The sequence below is a fragment of the Mycobacterium sp. 1245805.9 genome (genome assembly GCF_001672915.1).
Classification (GTDB): domain Bacteria; phylum Actinomycetota; class Actinomycetes; order Mycobacteriales; family Mycobacteriaceae; genus Mycobacterium.
Window position 1 is genome coordinate 56,028 of sequence record NZ_LZKR01000209.1, and the last position, 19,380, is coordinate 75,407.

Genomic DNA, 19,380 nt, shown 5'->3' on the forward strand with positions numbered 1-19,380 from the left:
TAGCGCCGCCGCGTACCGGACGTCGGGATTTGTGCCAGTTCAGAGGGATTCCGCAGCGAATATGGGAGATTCAATGACCAACGGCATCAGTTGGCGCGAGCGTCGCGTAACCGCCGCGCCAGAAGATCGGTGAACTCGGCGGCCTGCGCGGGAGTGTCGAGCGCGAAGCGTGCGGCGGTGGCGCGGTCGCCGTCCTCGTTGTGGCGCACGAGGATTGGGATCCCGTCGCCGCTGATGGCGTCGAACGCGTCCTCGTCCGTGATGTCGTCGCCCAGATAGACCGGCACCAGGGGTCCGGAGCCGCCCAGATGTTCGAGCACCCAGCGCAGCGTCTTCCCCTTGTCCCAGTCCAGGTCGGGGCGCAGCTCGATGACCTCGCGGCCCGTGGTCACCCGAAGCGCGTCGCGCCGGCCTGCCTCGTGCACGGCCGCGATGACCGCACCGACGCGATCACGGGCGGCGTTGCGGTAGTGCACGGCGACGCCAAAGCGCTTGTGCTCGACCACGACACCGGGAACCGAGCCGAGTTTGTCGCGCAGCTCGCCGGCCGCCTGTTCGAGCACCGGCACGGCCGCCGCCGCCTCTTCGTTCTGGTGGTGCGTCCCGTCGGGCGCCGTCAGCTCGAAGCCGTGGCTGCCGGCATACCAGATGCCGGGCACGCCGAGGCGCCGCGTCACGTCGGCGAGGTCGCGTCCGGACAGCACCGCCACCGGGCACTGCGCGGCCAGCTTCTCCAGCGCCTCCACCGCGCCGGCGACGGGCCTGGCCGCGTCCGGGTCGTTGACGATGTCGGACAGCGTGCCGTCGAAGTCGTAGAACACGGCCGGCCTGCGCGCGGTCAGGGCGCCCAGGGCGTCGGCCGCGTCCGGAAGCGTCGACATCCGGCGGTCCCCAGTGCGCACGGCGATCTGGCCGAGGTCCTCGACGACCGCGTCGGCGTCACCCGCGGGCCCGACGCCGATGACCAACGCGAATCCGCGCTCGCGCGCCGCCCGCACGACCGCCGGGTCGCTGGTGACGACGACGCACCGGCCCGGGCGCACCGCGTCACCTAGGGGTTCATCACCCGACGGGAAGACGCCGGTGCCGACGCCGGCTTCGCGCAGCCGCCCCGCCAGTGCCTCCGGGGAGCCCAGTGCGGCGTCGAACAGGACGGTGTCGTGACGGCGCGGGTCGATGGTGACCGGCTCCAAGGTGGGCACCGACCCACGATCTCACGCGGACCGAGGCCGCCGGGGCCGGGTCAGCGAAGCGAAGACGGGTGCGCTCGCTGCGAGGGGTTCGCAAACGCGCGGGCCTTGCTCCTGCGCCGACGGTCCTTGCTGAACAGCAACACCGAGTCCTGGCTCAGCGCCACCAGCCTCGCCACGCCCAGTTCGATGCCGGCGGCCAGCTGCTTGACGTCGGCGGCCGCGTCGTATTCGCCGGTGATGCCGAACACCACCTCGTCGCCGTAGCTCAGCACGCCGACCCCGGTGCTCAGCCGCACGGCGGTCGGGGGAATCGGCAGGAAGCGCTCCAGCGTCCGGCCCATCAGGCGCAGCTGGTGGCGAGGACCGGGCGCGTTGGTCGCCAGCGTCACGATCGCGCGTTGCGGGAGCCGCGCCAGCAGTTGTATCACGTTGCTGCGCAACATCGTTGGCAGCAGCTTGATCGCCGACTCGACGAGGTCGACGAGGCCGGGCTCGTCGGTGTGCTTGGCCTTGCACTGATGGTGCACCGCCCGCAACAGCTGGACGGGGTCCTCGTGCTCGACGGGCAGATACGGCAGCATGGCCGAACGCATCGGCATCGGCACCAGGGTGCGCAGCGAGTCGGCCCGTGGTTGTTCGCCGCGGTCCAGCAGCACCGTGCGGAAGCCCTCGGTGATGGCCGCGAGCGCAACGTCGTTGACGGTGACCCCGAATTTGCGGCACACGCGGTCGACGTCGGCGCGCGGCACCCGCACGGTGCCGTACTTCCGCATTGTGGTGACCGGGCCGACCGACTGCCGCGCCGGCGGCCACATCGCGCCGACGACGGCGTCCGCCAGCCCCGAAGCCCGCCCGAGGGCGTCGGCCCAGCCGCGCTTGGAGTCCTGTGTCGGCGCAACCCCTTTCGGGCCGGCGTGGTTGGCGAACGTGTCCCGGTCGGCGTCGTCGCAAAGGCGGGTGAGCAGGTGCGCGGCGGAGTGGCCGTCGGCCAGCCAGTGATGGACCTTCATCAGGATCGCCCACCGATTGCCCCGCAGGCCCTCGATGACCCAGCACTCCCACAGGGGACGGTCCAGGTCGAGGGGACGCTCCAGGGCATGGGCGATGGCCCGGGACAATTCGGCGTCGTCACCCGGCCGCCGAACCACCACCCGGCGCACGTGATGGGCGAAGTCGAGTCCCGGGCAGTCGATCCACTCGAAGTCCTGGGTCCGCAGCAACTGCGTGCAGCGCGGAATCGACGGAAGCCGTTGGGCCAGTAGCTCTTTCAGCGATGCGTCGTCGGGGGCGGCGCCGTCGATGATGGCGACCGCCCCGATCGCCAGGCTGGCATGCTGATCGGGGAACGCCGTGTCCAGCGTCTTCACCTGCGCCATCTCAGTTCCCGCCGTCGATTTTCTGCACCCGTACCAGTATCCGGTGCGGCGTCCCGTGCGCGGTAGCACCGCAGCGTTAAGACCTTGTTTAGGAGTTGAAGATCCGTTTAACAATCGTTGTCCTGAGCCGGGGTTAAATCGAACATACATTCGAGTAGACTAGGCGGGGTGGGCTGGTTTAACGGGCCGCCGAGCTGGGCGGAAATGGAGCGGGTGCTCGACGGTAAGCCGCGCCACGCCGGCACGCCGGCGGAGCCCCCGGAGGACGCCCCGCTGTCGCGCCGACGCGGGACCTACCGGCCGCCCGACGACACCCGGCCGGCCCGCTCGTCCGTTCCGTACGCCGAGCTGCACGCGCACTCGGCGTTCAGCTTCCTCGACGGCGCCAGCACTCCCGAGGAGATGGTGGAGGAGGCCGCCCGGCTGGGCCTGCGCGCCCTGGCGCTCACCGACCACGACGGCCTGTACGGGGCGGTGCGGGGCGCCGAGGCGGCCGCCGAGCTCGAGCTGCGCACCGTCTTCGGGGCCGAACTCTCGCTGGGGGAAGGCGCCCGCACCGAGCAGCCCGATCCGCCCGGCCCGCACCTGCTGGTGCTGGCCCGCGGCCCGGAGGGATACCGACGGCTGTCGCGGCAACTGGCCGCGGCGCACCTGGCCGGCGGGGAGAAGGGCAAGCCGCGCTACGACATCGACGCGCTGACCGAGGCCGCCGGCGGGCACTGGCACATCCTGACCGGCTGCCGCAAAGGCCATGTGCGCCAGGCATTGTCGCAAGGACCGGAGGCCGCGGAGCGGGCGCTGGCCGACCTGGTGGACCGGTTCGGCGCGCACCGGGTCAGCGTCGAGCTGACCCGGCACGGTCACCCGCTCGACGACGAACGCAACGCGGCGCTGGCCGGGATCGCGCCGCGCTTCGGCGTCGGGGTCGTCGCCACCACCGGCGCGCACTTCGCGCATCCGTCGCGGGGCCGGCTGGCGATGGCGATGGGCGCCATCCGGGCCCGGGAGTCTTTGGATTCGGCCGCCGGGTGGCTGGCCCCGTTGGGCGGTTCGCACCTGCGGTCCGGCGAGGAGATGGCCCGGCTGTTCGGCCAGCACCCCGATGCGGTGACGGCCGCCGCCGAACTCGGCGAGCAGTGCGCGTTCGGGCTGGCGCTCATCGCGCCGCAGCTGCCGCCGTTCGACGTGCCCGCCGGGCACACCGAGGACAGCTGGCTGCGGCAGCTGACCATGGCCGGGGCGCGCGAGCGCTACGGACCGGTCGAGGCCGCGCCGCGCGCGTACGCCCAGATCGAGCACGAGCTGAAAGTCATTGAGCGCCTGACCTTTCCGGGCTACTTCCTGGTGGTGCACGACATCGCCCGGTTCTGCCGGGAGAACAACATTCTGTGCCAGGGCAGGGGATCGGCGGCCAATTCCGCGGTCTGCTACGCCCTCGGGGTCACCGCGGTGGACCCGGTGGCCAACGAGCTGCTGTTCGAGCGCTTCCTGTCGCCGGCCCGCGACGGACCGCCCGACATCGACATGGACATCGAATCCGACCAGCGCGAGAAGGTCATCCAGTACGTCTACGACAAGTACGGCCGGGATTACGCTGCCCAGGTCGCCAACGTCATCACCTATCGGGGCCGGATCGCGGTGCGCGACATGGCCCGCGCCCTGGGCTTCTCGCAGGGCCAACAGGACGCGTGGAGCAAGCAGATCAGCCACTGGAACGGGCTCGCCGACTCGCCGGACATCGAGGACATCCCGGAGCAGGTGATCGACCTGGCCAACCAGATCCGGAACCTGCCGCGGCACCTGGGCATCCATTCCGGCGGCATGGTGATCTGCGACCGCCCCATCGCCGACGTGTGCCCGGTGGAGTGGGCGCGCATGGAGAACCGCAGCGTCCTGCAATGGGACAAAGACGACTGCGCGGCAATCGGTTTGGTGAAATTCGACCTGCTCGGGTTGGGCATGCTCTCGGCGCTGCACTACGCCATCGACCTGGTGGCCGAGCACAAGGGCATCCGGGTGGACCTGGCCCGCCTCGACCTCTCCGAGCCGGCGGTGTACGAGATGCTGTGCCGCGCCGATTCCGTCGGCGTGTTCCAGGTGGAGTCGCGGGCGCAGATGGCCACGTTGCCCAGGCTGCGGCCGCGGGTGTTTTACGACCTGGTGGTGGAGGTCGCGCTGATCCGCCCCGGACCCATACAGGGCGGGTCGGTGCACCCCTACATCCGCCGGCGCAACGGTGTCGACCCGGTCGTCTACGACCACCCGTCGATGGAATCCGCGCTGCGAAAGACGCTGGGGGTGCCGCTCTTTCAGGAACAGCTGATGCAACTCGCCGTCGACTGCGCCGGCTTTTCCGCTGCCGAGGCCGACCAGCTGCGGCGCGCCATGGGCTCCAAGCGTTCGACCGAGCGGATGCGACGGCTGCGCGGCCGGTTCTACGACGGCATGCGCGAACTGCACGGCGCCCCCGACGACGTGATCGACCGGACCTACGAAAAGCTGGAAGCCTTCGCCAATTTCGGCTTCCCCGAAAGCCACGCGCTGTCGTTCGCGTCGCTGGTGTTCTACTCGTCGTGGTTCAAGCTGCACCACCCGGCGGCGTTCTGCGCGGCGCTGCTGCGCGCGCAGCCGATGGGCTTCTACTCGCCGCAGTCGCTGGTGGCCGACGCGCGCCGGCACGGCGTGACGGTGCACGGCCCGGACGTCAACGCCAGCCTGGCGCACGCCACCCTCGAAAACGCGGGCACCGAAGTCCGGCTCGGGCTGGGCGCCGTCCGCCACATCGGCGACGACCTCGCCGAGCGGCTGGTCGACGAGCGAAAGGCCAACGGCCCGTTCGCATCCCTGCTGGACCTGACGACCCGGCTGCAGCTGTCCGTGCCGCAGACCGAGGCGCTGGCCACGGCCGGGGCGCTGGGATGCTTTTCCATGTCCCGGCGCGAGGGGCTGTGGGCGGCCGGGGCCGCCGCCACCCAACGCCCGGACCGGTTACCCGGCGTGGGCTCGTCGTCGCACATCCCGGCGCTGCCGGGGATGAGCGAGCTGGAGCTGGCCGCCGCCGACGTGTGGGCCACCGGCATCTCCCCGGACAGTTACCCGACGCAGTTCCTGCGGGAAGACCTGGACGCGATGGGCGTGGTGCCCGCCGCCGCGCTGGGATCCGTGCCCGACGGCGACCGCGTGCTGATCGCCGGCGCGGTGACCCATCGGCAGCGGCCCGGGACTGCCCAGGGGGTCACGTTTATCAACCTTGAGGACGAGACCGGGATGGTCAACGTGCTGTGCACGCCGGGAGTGTGGGCGCGACACCGCAAGCTGGCCAACGCCGCACCCGCGCTGCTGATCCGCGGGCAGGTGCAAAACGCCAGCGGCGCCATCACCGTCGTGGCCGAGCGGCTGGGCCGCATCACCCTGGCGGTGGGCTCGAAGTCGCGCGACTTCCGCTAAAAATCCGTAAAGCTGGCGCATTACTGCCGGCAAACGAGTTGACGTCGCCAATCCGCCGCGTCATAAGCTAGCGAAAATCGGGTCGATAGCCATTCGAAAAGACGGTTGTGCATGAGATTCAAGCTCGTTCGCCACGGCGCCGTGATATTGGGTTGTGCTGCGGCGCTTGTTCTTTCTCCCGCGGTGGCCAGCGCCGATCCGCCGGACCCGCACCGGCCGGACCTGACGAAGGGCTACTGCCCGGGTGGGCGATGGGGTTTCGGCGATTTGTCCGTGTGCGACGGTGAGAAGTACCCCGACGGGTCGTTTTGGCACCAGTGGATAAATACCTACTATCTCGGCCCTCAGTCCCGTTACGACTGCGTCGGCGGCGACGAACCTCTCCCCGGCCCGCCGCCGCCCGGTGGCTGCAACGGGGCGATTCCGCCCGGCGGGCCGCCCTGATCTCGGGGTCCGCCGCCGCGCCGAACGTGCACTGGCGGCGAGATTTTGGCGAAATTCTCACCGTGGGCGCACGTTCGGCGATGTTAAGCGGTTGCTGTGCGTCTTGCGCCGAAAGACGCATACCAAATCCGCAGCGTCGTAAGCTGTTCGAAAATCGGCTGTATTGATTGTGTCAAGGGAGTCGAAATGAAATACAAGCTCGTTCGGCGCGGCGCCGCGATATTGGGTTGTGCTGCGGCGCTTGTTCTTTCCCCGGCGGTGGCCAGCGCGGATCCGCCCGACCCGCACCAGCCGGACATGACGAAGGGCTTCTGCCCGGGGGGTCGATGGGGTTACGGCAATTTGGCCGTGTGCGACGGCGAGAAGTATCCCGACGGGTCGTTTTGGCACCAGTGGATGAAGACCTGGATTGTCGGCCCGCAATTTTATTACGACTGCGTCGGCGGCGACGAACCCCTGCCGGGGCCGCCGCCGCCGGGTGGCTGCGGCGGGGCGATTCCGCCCGAGGGGACGCCGCCCCCGCCCTGATAGCCAAGTGGGCTCAGCCCGTGGGCGTCGTCCACACTTTCGTCGGCGTGATCTTCAGCCGGGTGCTGTAGGTGGCCATCGCGTCGGTCAGGCCGAACCTCGCGGCGTCATCGGCGTACTTCGCCCAGTACGGCTCGTTATCGCGGCAGTCCACGTCGGTGGCGTCAACCGTGGCAATGCCGCCGACGACGATGATGCCCCCGCCGTTGCCGTCGGAGTCCAGGTTCAGGCTCACCTCGGGATGCGCCTTGATGTGGGCGACCTTGGCCGCCCGCGGCGTGGTATAGACCGTCAGGTCGGTGCCGTCAAAGTAGAACCAGATCAGCCGCGGGACCGGTTGCCCGGACTTCGCGACCGTGGTCAGCCAGCCGTAATGATCCGATGTCAGCCTGTCGGAAACCTCTTGTGTCAGTTCGACGCTCATGGGCCCGAATGTAGTCTCCAAACATGACCCTCAACCTGTCCGTCGACGAAGTCCTCACCACCACCCGCTCAGTGCGCAAGCGCCTCGACTTCGACAAGCCGGTCGGCCGCGAGGTGCTGATGGAATGCCTCGACCTGGCGCTGCAGGCGCCCACCGGCTCCAACTCGCAGGGCTGGCAGTGGGTGTTCGTCGAGGACGCCGAGAAGAAGAAGGCGATCGGCGAGATCTACCTGGCCAACGCCCGCGGCTACCTCGCCGCGCCGGGCGCCCAGTACGCCGAGGGCGACACCCGCGGCGAGCGGATGGGCAAGGTCCGCGATTCGGCGACCTACCTCGCCGAGCACATGGGTGAGGCGCCGGTCCTGATGATCCCCTGCATCGAGGGCCGCGAGGACAAGTCACCGCTGGGCGGCGTGTCGTTCTGGGCGTCGCTGTTTCCCGCGGTGTGGAGCTTCTGCCTGGCGCTGCGGTCGCGGGGCCTGGGCTCCTGCTGGACGACGCTGCACCTGCTGCGCGACGGCGAGAAGCAGGCCGCCGAGGTGCTCGGCATCCCGTACGACAACTACAGCCAGGGCGGGCTGTTCCCGATCGCCTACACCAAGGGAACCGACTTCCGGCGGGCCAAGCGCTTGCCCGCCGAGCAGCTCACGCACTGGGACACCTGGTAGGTCAGCCCGAAAGCGGCCACACCTCGACGACGCCGTGCGCGACGGCACAGGGCGTCCGGCTCACCCGCTCGATCGCCGCGTCGAGGCTCTCGGCCTCCAACACTGCGAACCCGGCGATCGGCAACGCCGACTGCAGGTACGGACCGGGCTCAGTCCGCACGCCGCCGCCCTCCGGGTTGCGCACCTGAACGGGGCGTCCGGCAATGCCGATGAGCGCTCCCGCCGCGCGCAGGGCGTCGTCGCGCTCGTGCGCGGCCGCCTTGCATTCGTCGCTGACGCGGTCGTATCCCGCCGCGTCCCCGTAACCGATCGTGATGAAGGTAGCCATATCAATACCGACCCGCCCGCGGCGCGGAACTCATCGGGTCAGACGGCCCCGGCGTACCCGTGCTGGCGCCAGGCCTCGTAGACCGCGATCGCGGCCGCGTTGGACAGATTCAGCGAGCGCCGGCCCGCCAGCATCGGGATGCGCACCTGCCGGGTGACGTGCGGGTCGGCCAGGGTCGCCGCGTCCAGCCCGTCGGGTTCCGGCCCGAACATCAGCACGTCGCCAGGCTCGTAGTCGACGTCGGCGAACGACGTCGTCGCGTGTGCGGTGAAGGCGACCACCCGCTCCGGCGCGAGCGCCCCCCACGCCTCGCGCAGCGACGCGTGCACGGTGACCGACGCGAGGTCGTGGTAGTCCAGGCCGGCCCGCCGCAACTTCGGCTCGGACAGGTCGAAGCCGAGCGGCTCGACGAGATGCAATTCGGCGCCGGTGGCGGCCGCCGTCCGGATGGCGTTGCCGGTGTTGGGAGCGATGCGCGGGGTGACGAACAACAGCTTGAACACGACAAGTCCCTCCACGGCGCACTGATTGGAGTAGCCAACTACGCTATCGAGCTTTCCTACCGGGGCGATAAACGTCTATAGCGCAACGGATTTGTCAGCTTCGCCACGAAAGGTGGACTCATGTCGAACTTAACTGTGGCAGCGTCGCTGCCGGAAGCCCTGGTGGCCCGTCTGAAAGAGGTGGAGCAGCTGCCCGGTGTGCGGGTGAATCCCATTCCCGCGGTAACGTCACTGGTCAGTCGGCGTGAGATCCTCGACGCCGTCGGTGACGATGTCCCGGGCTTGGAGATGGACCAGCTCGCCGCGCTCGCCACGCTTAACCCGCGCAAACCTGCGGTCGACGGGGTCGCGTGGCTCGATTTCGAGACCGTCGCCTACTACACGGCCGGCGCCACTCCATTCGCCTCGATCGGGACCTTCTCGGGCACCGCGCAGTTTCCGCCGTACCTGCGCCTCACCCTGGAGCACCCGCCGACGGGACGCGGCCTCCTGGTCACCTGCCGGGCGACAAGCATCGCCGTGGGGCCCAACTTCCCGGGGTATTACCGGGTCGACGGTCCGGGCGTGGCGGGCAGCTTCGAGGACAACGCAAGGCCCACGACGTTCACGTTCGCCGTCCCGCCCGGTGGCAGCGGTCCGGTCGAGATCAAGATCCACACCGACCCGGACCGCATCGGACTGTGGGCCTTCCACGACTGCACGATCACCAAGATCTAGCCCTTCGCCATAGACACGCGGCCCAACCGGGACGGCTGCCGAGACCGTTCCGCTTGGGCCGCTCTCTGGTCATGAGAACTTGCCGCAATTTGTTTGCCAGACTTGCATCCCCGTGCGCGGGCCAACCTTGGAGGGCTCTGCGTACTCAGTAGGAATTGTGGAGACCTCGGCCGCGGGCTGTCATACTCGTCGGATTGCCACGCGTTTATCGCTGGCGCCGACTGCGTGGGGTAGGCGGAATTAAGCAGGAAGTCTCATGAGCCTCTCGTTTCACCGAGCGCTGATCGTCAGCGCAGCGGCCCGTCGCGCGGCCGCACACAAGTGACCATGTTCACCCGCCCGGCCCACGCGGCCGAGGCGGACGCGCCGCACTACACCGAAGCCCCGGCCGCCGACGGCCCGCGGGCCAAGCGCCCGCCCAGCTGGTCGCTCAGCAACTGGCCCGTCCGCTTCAAAGTCCTGGCGATTGTGCTGGTACCGCTGCTGTTGGCGACGGCCTTCGGGGGCTTGCGCGTCAAGGACGCGATGGCGAACGCGAGCGGCCTGAGGCTGGCCGCCGCCCGCGCCGACGTGCTGCCGGCGATCACCAAATACATGTCGGCGTTGGACGTCGCGCTGCTGGCGAACTCCACCGGCCGCGACGTCGAGGGCGCCAAGAAGAACTACGAGGCGCGCAAGTACGAGCTGCAGCAGCGGCTGGCTGACACCGACGTCACCCCCGACGTCCGGTCCGGGGTGAGCACGCTGCTGAACGGTGGCGCGGGGCTGTTGGACAAGGTCGCCGACAACAGCATCGGTTTGCGGGACCGGGTCACCACCTACGCCCCGCTGCTGCTGACGGCCGAGGACGTGATCAACGCCTCGGTGCACGTCGGCAACGAGCGGATCCGGGCCGAGGCCCAGGCACTGAGCCGGGCCGTCGGCGCCCGCGGGCAGATGACGATGCAGCAGATCCTGGTGACCCGGGGCGCCGACCTTCCCGAGCCGCAGCTGCGGACCTCGATGATCACGCTGGCCGGCACCGAGCCGTCGACGCTGTTCGGCATGAGCGAGGTGCTCGGCGCCGGGTCGCCCGAGGCCAAGACGCTGCAGCAGCAGATGGTGACCCGGATGGCGATCATGTCGGATCCGGGCAGCGTGCTCGTCGACAACCCGGACCTGCTGCGCTCGATCGAGACCACCGACGGGATCGCCGAGCAGGTCATCAACGACGCCACAACGTCGGTGACCAAGTCCGTGCACGCCGAGGCCACCGACCGGCGCAACGCAGCGATCCTCGACACCGCGCTGGTGCTGGCGGTCATCGTGATCGCCCTGCTCGTCGTGTTGCTGGTGGCGCGCGCGCTGGTGCGCCCGCTGCGCGTCCTGCGCGACGGCGCGCTCAGGGTCGCCCACACCGACCTGGAGGAGGAGGTGGCCCGGGTCAAATCCGGTGGCGCCGAACCGGTTCCGCAGCCGCTGCCGGTGTACACCACCGAGGAGATCGGTCAGGTCGCCCACGCGGTCGACGAGCTGCACACGCAGGCCCTGCTGCTCGCCGGAGACGAGGCGCGGCTGCGGCTGCTGGTCAACGACATGTTCGAGACCATGTCGCGGCGCAACCGTTCCCTGGTCGACCAGCAGCTGATGCTGATCGACCGGCTGGAGCGCAACGAGGAGGACCCCGAGCGGCTGGACAACCTGTTCCGGCTGGACCACCTGGCGGCCCGGCTGCGGCGCAACAGCGCCAACCTGCTGGTGCTCGCGGGCGCACAGCTGGCCCGCGACCAGCGCGACCCGGTGCCGCTGTCGACGGTCATCAACGCCGCGGTGTCCGAGGTCGAGGACTACCGCCGCGTCGAGCTGTCCGGCCTGCCCGACTGCGCGCTGGTCGGCGCGGCGGCCGGCGGCGTCATCCACCTGTTCGCCGAGCTGATCGACAACGCCCTGCGCTACTCGCCGCCGACGACGACCGTGCGGATCTCCGCGGGGCGCGGCGGCGACGGAGGCGTCATGCTGCGGATCTCCGACTCCGGCCTGGGCATGAACGACGCCGACCGGCGCATGGCCAACATGCGGCTGCGGGCCGGCAGCGACGTCACCCCCGACAACGCGCGCCACATGGGGCTGTTCGTGGTGGGCCGGATCGCCGCCCGGCACGGCATCCGGGTGGGCCTGCGCGGCCCGGCCGGCAACGAGGCGGGCGCCGGCACCACCGCCGAGGTCTACCTGCCGCCCACGATCCTGGCCGGCTCCGCGGCGTCGCAGGGACGGCCGGGATCCGTGTCGTCGCCGAGCACCAAGCTCGCCAACGCCATGGCGACGACGGACCCCGCGGGAGCGCCGGCCGGGCCGCAGGCCGCACCGGAACCCGCGAACCAGAACGGCGCCGAGGCGTCCGGACCGCCGGTCACCTTGTTGCCGCGCCGCAACCCCGGATCCAGCGGCATTACCGAAGTGCCCGAGGTCCCCGAGCCCGTCGCGCAGCTGCCGCGGCGGGACCGTCGCGAGCTGGCCACCCCGTGGTGGGAGGGCGGGCAGCCGGAGCCTCAGCCCGAGCCGGAGCCACAACCCGAGCCGGAAAAGAGGCCGGCCAAACCCGCGGCGGTGTCGAACACGTCGGCGTTCTTCGCCGCGCGCGCCCAGGCCGCCGCGGCGGAGCCCCCGGCGCCGGCCGCCTCGACCCCGAGCATTCCGAAAGCCCCGGCGGCGCCGGCCGCCCCGGCCGATGACGACGTCATCTACCGTCGGATGTTGTCGGAGATGCTGGGCGACCCGCACGACCTGGTCAACAGCCCCGACCTGGACTGGCAGTCGGTCTGGGACCGGGGTTGGTCGCTGGCCGCCGCGGCCGAGGACAAGCCGGTCGAGGCGCAAACCGAGCACGGGCTGCCGGTCCGCGAGCCCGGGGCCCGCCTGGTGCCCGGCGCCGCGAACGGCACGACCGAAGAGGAGCGGCCGGACGAGGACGAGGGATCCCTGGTGGGATCCAACGGGCTGGCGCGGCACTCCGCCGCGGGGCGCGACCCCGAGGCGGTGCGGGCGTCGTTCAGCAGCCACTTCGGTGGCGTGCGCTCCGGACGGTCGCACGCCCGCGAGACGAGTGAAGGATCGGATCAGGAATGACGTCTGCGGACAACTCGCTGGACTGGCTGGTGACGAAGTTCGCCCGCGAGGTGCCCGGCGTCGCGCACGCATTGCTGGTGTCGGTCGACGGGCTGCCGGTCGCCGCCAGCGAACACCTGCCGCGCGAGCGGGCCGACCAGCTCGCCGCGGTCGCCTCCGGCCTGGCCAGCCTCGCCACCGGCGCCGCGCAGCTGTTCGAGGGCGGCCAGGTGCTGCAGTCGGTGGTCGAGATGGCCAACGGCTACCTGCTTTTGATGCGGGTCGGCGACGGCTCGCATCTGGCCACGCTGGCCGTGGCGTCCTGCGACATCGGCCAGATCGGTTACGAGATGGCCATCCTCGTCGAACGCGTCGGCGGCGTGGTTCAGTCCACCCGGCGATCCGCAGAGCAGTACCAGTGACCCGCGATGGACAGACGCGAGCGCTGGCCCGCCTCCCGTGAGGCGAACCTGGTCCGTCCGTACACCCTGACGTCCGGGCGGACCGGCACCGACGTCGACCTTCCGCTGGAAGCGCCGATACAGACGCTCGACGCCGGCCTGGCCCACCGGTGGCCACCCAATGATGCGAGAGGCAAGATCATCCAACTGTGCGTCAACAGCCCGTCGGTCGCGGAGATCTCGGCCCGGCTGGATTTACCGGTCGGCGTCGCGCGCGTCCTGGTCGGCGATCTGGTGCTGTCCGGCTACCTTCGGGTGCATAGGACGTTGAGCGAGCGTTCCACCCGCGACGAGCGCCACGAACTCATAGGAAGGACCCTGCGTGGCCTACGAGCACTCTGACGCGCGCCCTTCCGGCGCGCACGCTTCGACGAAGATCGTGATCGCAGGCGGTTTCGGGGTCGGCAAGACCACGTTCGTCGGTGCGGTCTCGGAGATCATGCCGCTGCGCACCGAGGCGATGCTCACCGACGCCTCGGCGAGCGTCGACGAGCTCGAGGCCACCCCGGACAAGAAGACCACCACGGTCGCAATGGATTTCGGTCGCATCACCCTGGACGAGGAGCTGGTGCTCTACCTGTTCGGCACCCCGGGCCAGCGGCGGTTCTGGTTCATGTGGGACGACCTGGTGCGCGGCGCGATCGGGGCGGTCGTCCTGGTCGACTGCCGCCGGCTGCAGGACAGCTTCGCCGCGGTCGACTTCTTCGAGCACCGCAAGCTGCCGTTCCTGATCGCGGTCAACGAATTCGACGGCGCGCCACGCTATCCCGTCGAGGCGGTGCGCGAGGCGCTGACCCTGCCCCGGCACATCCCGGTGATCACCGTCGACGCCAGGGACCGCCGGTCGGCGACCGACGCGCTGATCGCAGTCAGCGAGTACGCGCTGGAAACCCTGGCCGCGAGCTGATTTGCAGCACTGGGTCGATCGCGAGTTCACCGGCACCGATTTTCGCGACGAGGACCTCAGCCGGCTGCGCACCGAACGGGTGGTGTTTTCCGACTGCGACTTCAGCGGTGTCAACCTGGCCGAGTCCGAGCACCGCGGGTCGGCGTTTCGCAACTGCACCTTCGAGCGAACATTGTTGTGGCACAGTACCTTTGCGCAGTGCAGCATGCTGGGCTCGGTGTTCGTGGGATGCCGGATGCGCCCGATGACGTTCGACGAGGTCGACTTCACCCTCGCGGTGCTCGGCGGCAACGACCTTCGCGGCGTGGACCTGAGTGGCTGCCGGCTGCGGGAGGCCAGCCTGGTGGAGACCGACCTGCGCAAGGCCGTGCTGCGCGGCGCCGACCTGTCCGGCGCGCGCACGACGGGCGCCCGGCTGGACGACGCCGACCTGCGCGGCGCCGTCGTGGACGCCGCGTTGTGGCGGGCCGCCTCGCTGTCCGGCGCCCACGTCGACGTCCCGCAGGCGATGGCGTTCGCGCTCGCGCACGGCCTGCGTTTCGGGGGGAGCCGGGAAGCCAAGGACTAGCGCGTGAGCCGGATGCGCCACCGCACGATCGCGGAATAGATCACCGACAGCGCGACCAGCATCCACATGTCGAGCAGCCACGCGCCGCGCGTGTGCGCCCAGTGGCCGTCCTGCTGGACCAGCGAACCGGGCACCAGCGCCCGCAGGTCGACCGTCGACGCCGACGCCGCGTATCCCCAGCGCGACGGCATTACCCAGGACAGCTGGTCCAGGAAGATCCGGCCCGTCACGGGCACCATCCCGCCGGCGAGCACCAGCTGCAGCATCAGCGACACCACCAGCAGCGGCATGATCTGCTCGTTGGAGCGCGCCAGCGACGACAGCACCAGCCCCAGCACCGCCGACGCCACGCACGTCGCGGCGACGGTGACGAACAGCTCGAAGCTGGCGTTACCCAGCAGCACCGGCGGCTGGCTGGGCGCGCCCTTGCCCACCAGCACGATGCCCGTCACGATCGCCGCCTGCACGATCGCGAACGCACAGAACACCGTGAGCTTGGCGCCCAGGTAGGCGCCCGTCGACAGGCCCACCGCCTGCTCGCGCCGGAAGATCGCCCGCTCGCCGATCAGGTCGCGGATCGTCAGCGCCGTGCCCATGAAGACGGCGGCGATCGACATCAGGGTCAGGATCTGCGCGGACTCGTCGGGCGTCCCGCTGGTCGGCTGGGCGACCCCGAAGCCCGTGTTCCCCGGAACGGTCAGCGACAGCGCGCCCAGGACGAACGGCAGCAGCGCCAGGAACGTGAAGTAGGCGCGGTCGGACACCACCAACCGGACCTGGCGCCGCGCGATGGTGGAGAACTGGTGCCGCACGCTGGTGCGGGCCTGTGTGCCGAGGTCGGCCGGGGCCGACTCGACCGGCGGCGGGGGCTTGTTTTGCGCCAGGAACCGGCGGTTGGCCTCGTCGGGGTCGGCGCCCACCTTCGCGAAGATCTGGGCCCAGTTGGTGGTGCCCATGGCCGCGCCGATCTGGCCGGGCGCGCCCAGGAAGGCCGTCTTGCCGCCCGGCGCCATCAGCAGCACCTGGTCGCAGACGTCGAGGTAGGTCAGCGAATGGGTGACCACCAGCACCACCCGCCCGGCGTCGGCGAGCTGGCGCAGCATCGTCATCACCTGCAGGTCCAGGGCCGGGTCCAGGCCCGACGTCGGCTCGTCGAGGATCAGCAGCGACGGCCCGGTGAGCAGCTCCAGTGCCACCGAGGCGCGCTTGCGCTGGCCGCCGGAGAGCTTGTCGACGCGGGTGTCGGCGTGCCTGGTCAGCCCCAGCTCGTCGAGCACCTGGGCCACCACCTGCTGGCGGTCGGCGTTGCTGGTGTCGGGGGGCAGCCGCAGTTCGGCGGCGTAGCCGAGGGCCTGGTTGACCGTCAGCTGGCGGTGCACGACGTCGTCCTGCGGGACCATCCCGATCCGGGTGCGCAGCGACGCGTACTCGCTGTGGATGTCGTGGCCCTCGAACGTGACCGAGCCGGAGGTCGGGGTGGCGTAGCCGGCGATGAGGCGCGACAGCGTGGTCTTGCCCGCGCCCGAACCGCCGATGATCGCGGTCAGGGTGCCGGGCCTGGCCGTCAACGAGACCCGTTCCAGCAGGTTCTTCCCGTTGATGGCGAAGTTGACCTCGCGCACCTCCAGCCCGCCCGACCGCGCCGCCACCTCCTGGCGGCGGACCAGCATGCCGCCGCTGAACACCAGGTCGACGTTGCCGATGGTGACCACATCGCCCTCGGCGAGCACCGCGGACCCGACCCTGATCCCGTTGACGAACGTGCCGTTGATGCTGTGCGCGTCGCGGATCTCGGCGCCGAGCGGCGTCGCGGTCAGGACCGCGTGATGGCGCGACGCCAGCACGTCGTGGAGGACGATGTCGTTGTCGAGCGAGCGGCCGATCCGCGCGACGGGGGCCCTGACCCGGGTGGTCGGGAACTCGGCGCTCTGACCGCTCATGCCGATCTGGGTGGGCGGGTTCGCGTCCTGGGTCGGCGCGGGTGGCCGGAGGATCGGGATCGCGGTGGTGCGCTGCACGATGTCGTCGGGCGGGCGCACGGGCGGGCGCGCGGCGGGCGGGCGCACCGGCAGCGGGCCGCTGGGCGGCGGGATCGTCGGGAGCGTCTCCGTCGGCGGCAGCAACCCGACGGTGCCCTGGTGGTGCCCGACCTCGAACGTGATCCGCGGCCCGTCGGGCTTGCCGATGTTGAGGGCCTGGCCGTCCTCGATGTCGACCGCCGGCACCCGCCGGCCGTTGAGGAAGACCCCGTTCATCGAGTTGTTGTCGACCGCGACCCACCGGCCGCCCTCGAAGCGCAGCAGCAGGTGCGCCCGGGCGATCAGGGGGTGCGCCACGCGCAGGTCGGCGCGCACGTCGCTGCCGACGACGACGTCGCGCCCCGGCGCGAAGTTACCTTCGGACCGCTGGGACCGCACCGTCAGCACTGGCTGCGCGGGCTGACCCGTCAAGGTTTGCGCCGGTTCCCCGACTTGACTCTGCGGCGGGCGGACGAGTGCGACTTGAGCCGGATCTTCCACCACACGATGGCGCTGTAGGCCACACACAACGCCAGGAGCATGCCGATGTCGAACAGCCACGCGCTCGGCTTGTGGTCGAAGTGCTGGTCCTTCGGGTCGGTCGGGCCGACGACCAGCCGGTGGGTGTCGATCGTCGACGCCGCCGACGCGTAGCCCCACCGGGCCGGCGTGCCCCACGACAACTGGTCGAGCACGGGCCGGTTGGTCACCCAGATCAACCCGCCGCAGAAGACCAGCTGCGACATGATCGCGATGACCAGGAACGGCATGATCTGGTCCTGGGACTTCGCGATCGCCGACAGGGCCATCCCGAGCAGCGCGGAGGCCACGCACGTCAGGGCAACGTCGACGAACAGTTCGAGGCTGGAGTTACCAAGGACCACGGCGCCGGAGAGCGGCTGGCCCCAGCCGACCACCGAGATCACGGTGGCGATCCCCGCCTGCGCGACGGCGAACGTGCTGAACACGACGATCTTGGCGGCCAGGTACGACGCCGTCGACAGGCCGACGGCCTGCTCGCGTTTGAAGATGGGCCGCTCGCCGACGAGGTCGCGGATGGTCAACGCGGTGCCCATGAACACGGCGCCGACGGTGAGCATGACCAGGATCTGGTCGGGCTGGTTGGGTGAGTTGCTCAACGGGTCGCCCATGCCGTAGCCGGTCTTGCCGCGCACGGTCAGCGTGAGGATGCCGATCAGGAACGGCAGCAGCGCTAGGAACACTGTGTAGCCGCGGTCGGAGATGACCAGCCGCACCTGGCGGCGCGCCACCGTCGAGAACTGGCGCAGGACGTCGGTGTGCACGGGTTCGCCCAGGTCGCCCGGGCTGGCCTCGGACGGGGCCTGGATCTCCGGCGGCCGGTTTTCGGCGAGGAAGCGGCGGTTGGCCTCGTCGGGGTCGGCGCCCACCTTCGCGAAGATGTCGGCCCAGTTGGTGGTGCCCATCGCGGCGCCGATCTGGTCCGTCGGGCCAAGGAACGCCGTCTTGCCACCGGGCGCCAGCAGCAGAATCTGATCGCAGACGTCGAGGTAGGCCACCGAGTGCGTGACCACCAGCACCACGCGCCCAGCGTCGGCGAGCTGGCGCAGCATCATCATCACCTGGCGGTCCAGCGCGGGGTCCAGACCCGACGTCGGCTCGTCGAGGATCAGCAGCGACGGCCCGGTGAGCAGCTCCAGCGCGACGGACGCGCGCTTGCGCTGGCCGCCGGACAGCTTGTCGACGCGGGTGTCGGCGTGCTTGGTCAGCTCGAGCTCCTCGAGGACCTGCGCGACGACCTGTTCCCGGTCGGCCTTGCTGGTGTCGGGGGGCAGGCGAAGCTCGGCGGCGTAGCCCAGCGCCTGGTTGACGGTCAGCTGGCGGTGCACGACGTCGTCCTGCGGGACCATCCCGATCCTGCTGCGCATGGACGCGTACTCGGCGTGGATGTTGTGGCCCTCGAACGTCACCGTGCCCGAAGTGGGGGTGGTGTACCCGGCGATGAGTCGCGACAGCGTGGTCTTGCCGGCGCCCGAGCCGCCGATGATCGCGGTCAGCGTCCCGGGGCGCGCGGTCAGCGAGATGTGGTCGAGCAGTTGCTTTCCGTGCTCGACCTCGAAGCCGACGCTGTTCACCTCCAGGCCGCCGGTGCGCGTCGCCGCCTCGGTGCGGCGGACCAGGGTGTCGCGGGTGAAGACCAGGTCGACGTTGCCGATCGTGACAACGTCGCCCTCGGTCAGGATCGCGGACCCGACTCGGACACCGTTGACGAAGGTGCCGTTGACGCTGTGCGCGTCGCGGATCTCGGTGCCCAGCGGCGTCTGGGTCAAAAACGCGTGATGGCGTGACGCCAGGACATCCTGGATGACGATGTCGTTGTCGGTGGAACGACCGATCGTGACCGCGTCGGACGACTTGGGCATCGCCCCGGAGCGGGACGGCAGCAACGCCTGGAACATCTTGGTCGCCAGGTTTGCCACCTCGGGCGGCTTGGTGAGGTTGGCCGACATCTGGGTTTCCGGCGCGGCCGGCGCGGAGCCCACGGCGGACATCTGCGGGTGGGGTTGGAAGTTGGGGGGCGGCGGCGCGCTGGGCGGATACGGCGGGCGTCCGCCGGCGGCCGGGTACACGGGCGGGCCGGGGGGGGGCGGGGGCGCGGGCGGCGGGGGGGGCGGGGGGGCGGGGGGGGCGGGGGGCGCGCCGGGGGGCGGCCCGGGGGGGGGGGGGGGGGGGGG

General features: G+C 70.4%; 17 protein-coding genes. 10 read left to right on the plus strand and 7 right to left on the minus strand.

Features of this window, described 5'->3' with window-relative positions:
- Window positions 1-86: 86 nt before the first annotated feature.
- Window positions 87-1,202 carry a trehalose-phosphatase gene (gene otsB, locus A9X00_RS26590; RefSeq protein ID WP_067160474.1) on the minus strand — a complete coding sequence of 372 codons (1,116 nt, stop codon included), beginning with the start codon at window positions 1,200-1,202 and terminating at the stop codon, window positions 87-89.
- Between the two features lie 41 nt (window positions 1,203-1,243).
- Window positions 1,244-2,569 carry a wax ester/triacylglycerol synthase domain-containing protein gene (locus A9X00_RS26595; protein ID WP_067160477.1) on the minus strand — a complete coding sequence of 442 codons (1,326 nt, stop codon included), beginning with the start codon at window positions 2,567-2,569 and terminating at the stop codon, window positions 1,244-1,246.
- A gap of 168 nt (window positions 2,570-2,737) precedes the next feature.
- On the opposite strand from A9X00_RS26595, the gene A9X00_RS26600 reads away from it, so the two are divergent.
- From A9X00_RS26600 to A9X00_RS26605, 3 genes are all read left to right on the plus strand, one after another.
- Window positions 2,738-6,016, plus strand: coding sequence for an error-prone DNA polymerase (locus tag A9X00_RS26600; protein ID WP_067160480.1), 3,279 nt, complete (start codon window positions 2,738-2,740; stop codon window positions 6,014-6,016).
- A gap of 111 nt (window positions 6,017-6,127) precedes the next feature.
- Window positions 6,128-6,460, plus strand: a complete 333-nt coding sequence (locus A9X00_RS30335; protein WP_082975544.1) for a hypothetical protein — start codon at window positions 6,128-6,130, stop codon at window positions 6,458-6,460.
- A 186-nt stretch (window positions 6,461-6,646) separates the two neighbouring features.
- A complete protein-coding gene (locus A9X00_RS26605) occupies window positions 6,647-6,988 on the plus strand; it encodes a hypothetical protein (RefSeq protein WP_067160483.1) in 342 nt (113 codons plus the stop codon).
- 13 nt (window positions 6,989-7,001) lie between these two features.
- Here A9X00_RS26605 and A9X00_RS26610 read toward each other — a convergent pair whose 3' ends face one another.
- Window positions 7,002-7,412: a TIGR03667 family PPOX class F420-dependent oxidoreductase gene (locus A9X00_RS26610; RefSeq protein WP_067160486.1), complete on the minus strand. Its 411-nt coding sequence runs from the start codon at window positions 7,410-7,412 to the stop codon at window positions 7,002-7,004.
- Between the two features lie 23 nt (window positions 7,413-7,435).
- Between A9X00_RS26610 and A9X00_RS26615 the strand changes: the two genes are divergently transcribed.
- Window positions 7,436-8,080: a nitroreductase family protein gene (locus A9X00_RS26615; protein ID WP_067160490.1), complete on the plus strand. Its 645-nt coding sequence runs from the start codon at window positions 7,436-7,438 to the stop codon at window positions 8,078-8,080.
- A 1-nt stretch (window position 8,081) separates the two neighbouring features.
- Here A9X00_RS26615 and A9X00_RS26620 read toward each other — a convergent pair whose 3' ends face one another.
- Window positions 8,082-8,408, minus strand: coding sequence for a YciI family protein (locus tag A9X00_RS26620; RefSeq protein WP_067160493.1), 327 nt, complete (start codon window positions 8,406-8,408; stop codon window positions 8,082-8,084).
- Window positions 8,409-8,446: 38 nt separating this feature from the next.
- Entirely contained in the window at window positions 8,447-8,911 is a 465-nt protein-coding gene (locus tag A9X00_RS26625; protein ID WP_067160527.1) for a tRNA (cytidine(34)-2'-O)-methyltransferase, read from the minus strand.
- A gap of 120 nt (window positions 8,912-9,031) precedes the next feature.
- On the opposite strand from A9X00_RS26625, the gene A9X00_RS26630 reads away from it, so the two are divergent.
- The 6 genes from A9X00_RS26630 to A9X00_RS26655 all read left to right on the plus strand — a co-directional run bounded on the left by A9X00_RS26630 (window position 9,032) and on the right by A9X00_RS26655 (window position 14,648).
- A complete protein-coding gene (locus A9X00_RS26630) occupies window positions 9,032-9,628 on the plus strand; it encodes a hypothetical protein (protein ID WP_156772314.1) in 597 nt (198 codons plus the stop codon).
- Between the two features lie 327 nt (window positions 9,629-9,955).
- Window positions 9,956-12,733, plus strand: a complete 2,778-nt coding sequence (locus A9X00_RS26635; protein WP_067160529.1) for a sensor histidine kinase — start codon at window positions 9,956-9,958, stop codon at window positions 12,731-12,733.
- A complete protein-coding gene (locus A9X00_RS26640) occupies window positions 12,730-13,134 on the plus strand; it encodes a serine protease inhibitor (RefSeq protein WP_067160500.1) in 405 nt (134 codons plus the stop codon). The genes A9X00_RS26635 and A9X00_RS26640 overlap by 4 nt, the downstream gene beginning before the upstream one ends.
- 6 nt (window positions 13,135-13,140) lie before the next feature.
- Entirely contained in the window at window positions 13,141-13,515 is a 375-nt protein-coding gene (locus tag A9X00_RS26645; protein ID WP_067160503.1) for a DUF742 domain-containing protein, read from the plus strand.
- Window positions 13,496-14,080, plus strand: coding sequence for an ATP/GTP-binding protein (locus tag A9X00_RS26650; protein WP_067160506.1), 585 nt, complete (start codon window positions 13,496-13,498; stop codon window positions 14,078-14,080). Before A9X00_RS26645 ends, A9X00_RS26650 begins: the two co-directional genes overlap by 20 nt.
- Window position 14,081: 1 nt before the next feature.
- Window positions 14,082-14,648, plus strand: coding sequence for a pentapeptide repeat-containing protein (locus tag A9X00_RS26655; protein WP_067160510.1), 567 nt, complete (start codon window positions 14,082-14,084; stop codon window positions 14,646-14,648).
- Here the strand turns inward: A9X00_RS26655 and A9X00_RS26660 are convergent.
- Together A9X00_RS26660 and A9X00_RS26665 are read right to left on the minus strand one after the other, a co-directional pair.
- Window positions 14,645-17,098: an ATP-binding cassette domain-containing protein gene (locus tag A9X00_RS26660; RefSeq protein ID WP_197515283.1), complete on the minus strand. Its 2,454-nt coding sequence runs from the start codon at window positions 17,096-17,098 to the stop codon at window positions 14,645-14,647. The two genes, A9X00_RS26655 and A9X00_RS26660, sit on opposite strands and share 4 nt — an antisense overlap.
- The coding region (locus A9X00_RS26665; protein WP_232006944.1) for an ATP-binding cassette domain-containing protein at window positions 17,095-19,380 on the minus strand (2,286 nt) is incomplete at its 5' end. The genes A9X00_RS26665 and A9X00_RS26660, both read right to left, overlap by 4 nt.